2 protein-coding genes are annotated in these 2,643 nt (G+C 72.9%); both read left to right on the plus strand.

Annotated features, from left to right (window positions below; genetic code table 11):
- Window positions 1-2,128: tape measure protein (locus tag ROTAS13_RS22695; protein WP_075823519.1), on the plus strand; the 2,128-nt coding region annotated here is incomplete at its 5' end.
- Window positions 2,129-2,144: 16 nt separating this feature from the next.
- Window positions 2,145-2,643 (plus strand): hypothetical protein (locus tag ROTAS13_RS22700; protein ID WP_075823520.1); only part of this gene is annotated, 499 nt, incomplete at its 3' end.

Here is a 2,643-nt window from a genome sequence, read left to right on the forward strand (position 1 = left end):
CCGTCTGTCGCTGGACGACGCTGCCCGCGTCAAGCAGGAGCTGCGCGAGGTCGGCGACACCGGCCAGCGGAGCCTGGAGCGCATCCAGGGCGGCGCCGACCGCGCGTCCCGCGCCCTGGACCTCCTCGACGTCGCCGTGCGCGGCGTGCAGATCGCCGGCCTCGCCGCCGGCCTGCGCGCGGTGGTCGTCGCCGGCGACGCGCTCACCCAGTCCATGGGCCGCCTCAACACCGCGCTCGGCTCGGTCGAGCGCGCCGGCGAGATTTACGACCGGCTCTATCGCGACAGCCTGCAGACCGGCGTCGCCGTCCGCGAGAGCGTCGATGCCTTCGCCCGCTTCTCGATCGCCGCCCGCGAGATCGGCGCCACCTCCGACCAGGTCGCCACCCTTGTCGGCGGCCTCCAGCGCATCGCCATCGCGTCGGGTGCCAGCCAGCAGGAGATCGCCTCCTCCACCCAGCAGCTCGCGCAAGCGCTGGCGTCGGGCACACTGCAGGGCGACGAACTCCGCAGCATCCTGGAAGGCCTGCCGACGCTCGCGCAGGCGCTGGCCCGCGAGCTCGGCGTCTCCATCGGCGAGCTCCGCAAGCTCGGCTCCGAGGGCAAGCTCACCGCCGACACGGTGTTTCCTGCGCTGCTGCGCGCCGTCGAGCGGCTGAACGGCGAGTTCGAGCGCGCCCCGCTCTCGGTCGGCCGCGCCTTCGGGCAGCTCACCGCCGCCGCCGACCAATTCCTGGCCCGGCTCGACCAGGCCATCGGCCTGTCCAACGCGCTGGCCCGTGCGCTCTCCGGCGCCGCCCGCGTGCTGGACGGGGTGCGCCGCGGCTCCGGACTGCTGCTGCCATCCGAGCAGGAGGCCGACCGCCGCGCCCAGGCCGAGGCCCTGCGTGCCCAGATCGCCCGCCTCGAGGCGGAGAGCGACGGCCGCGACAGCCTGCGCTCCCAACCCCGGCGTGGTTCGATTCGTGGCGGGCTGGTCGGCACCGCGCAGCAGCAGGCGGGCGTGGATCGCACCGCGCGCCTCGAGGAGCTGCGCCGGCAGTACGCCGAGCTTCAGGAGGAAATCACCCGCGGCGAGCAGGCCGCCGGTGAGCGCCAGCGCACCGAGCAGGAGGCCGCCGCCGGCCAGGCCGCCGAGGCCCGCCGCCGCCGCACCGCCGCGGATGCCGAGGAACTGCGCAAGGCGCTCGACGACCGCTTCCGGATCAACAGCGAATACGACGACCGCGTCCGCCGCCTGCGTGAGGCCGAGGCCGCCGGCGGCATCACCGCCGCCGACCGCACCCGCCTCGAGACCCTGGCGCTGCATGAGCGCGACGAGGCGCTGCGCCGCATCGAGGGCACCACGCGCCGCGTGGCATCCATCCCGCGCCCCGACCGCGAGGCCGAGCGCGAGATCAACGACATCATCCGCGAGCGCGAGCGGCTGATCCAGAACAACGAGAATGCCCAGGAACGCTACACCCGCCGCCTGGAAACCCTCGGCCGCCTGGTGGAGCGCGCCGATCGCATCGGCCAGCCCATCCCCGACGAGACCGTCTCGCGCGAGGCCAATGCCGCGCTGGAGGAGCTGGAGCGCAGCCAGCAGCGCGTGCAGCAGGCCACGGAGCGCACCAGCAACACGGCGCGCGAACTCGGCCTGACCTTCTCGTCGGCCTTCGAGGACGCAATCATCAAGGGCGAGAGTTTTTCCAAGGTGCTGCAGGGCATCCTGCAGGACATCGCCCGCATCGTCGTCCGCCGCACCATCACCGAGCCGCTCGGCACAGCGGTCACCTCCAGCCTCAGTGGCTTTGACTTCGGCTCGATCTTCTCCGGGATTGGCTCGGCGCTGGGCGGGCTGTTCCGCGCCGAGGGCGGGCCGGTCGCCGGTGGGCAGCCCTACATCGTGGGCGAGCGCGGCCCCGAATGGTTCGTGCCGAACCGCAGCGGCACCGTGCTGCCCAACGGCATGGCGCCCGGCGGGCCGGTGATCAACCAGAGCATCACCATCGATGCGCGCGGTGCCGATGCCGGTGTCGAGGCACGGTTGCGCGTGCTCTCGGCACAGATCGTCCGCCAGGCGAGTGCCGCCACGCTCGATGCCATCCGCCGCGGCGGCAGCGCCACCTCCATCGTGCGGGGATAGGCCTCAGGAGGCTACGATGACGGAATATGCTTGGCCCGCCACGCTGCGGCCGTCGCGGCTGAGCTTCTACCTCCAACACAACACGCTGCGCTTCGTCTCCCCCGTCACCCGCGCGACGCAGGTGCTGCGGCGTGAGGGGGCGCGCTGGGTGGCGGAGGCGAGCTTCGAGCCGCTGGGGCGTGTGCAGGCCGGGGTGATGGACGGGCTGCTGGCGGCACTCGCCGGCTCGGCGAACACGGTCCGCATATGGGACTGGCGGCGGGAGTACCGCACCGGCGATCCGCGCAGCCAGGGCGACGTGCCGACCGGGCCCTACAGCTTCTCGGACGCCACCATCTTCACGGACGGGACCGGGCTGGTGGTGGGCTCCGGCAATCCGTCACTGGCGGCGGGTGCCCCGCGCGGCGCGCTGTCCATCGTGACGCAGGGCTGGTGGCCCAGCACGGTGGCGGTCGGCGCGGGCGACTACATCCTGTCTCTTGATCACATCTACGCACAGCTCCACCGTAAGGCGA

Source organism: Roseomonas sp. TAS13 (assembly GCF_001950415.1).
Taxonomy (GTDB): Bacteria; Pseudomonadota; Alphaproteobacteria; order Acetobacterales; family Acetobacteraceae; genus Roseomonas; species Roseomonas mucosa.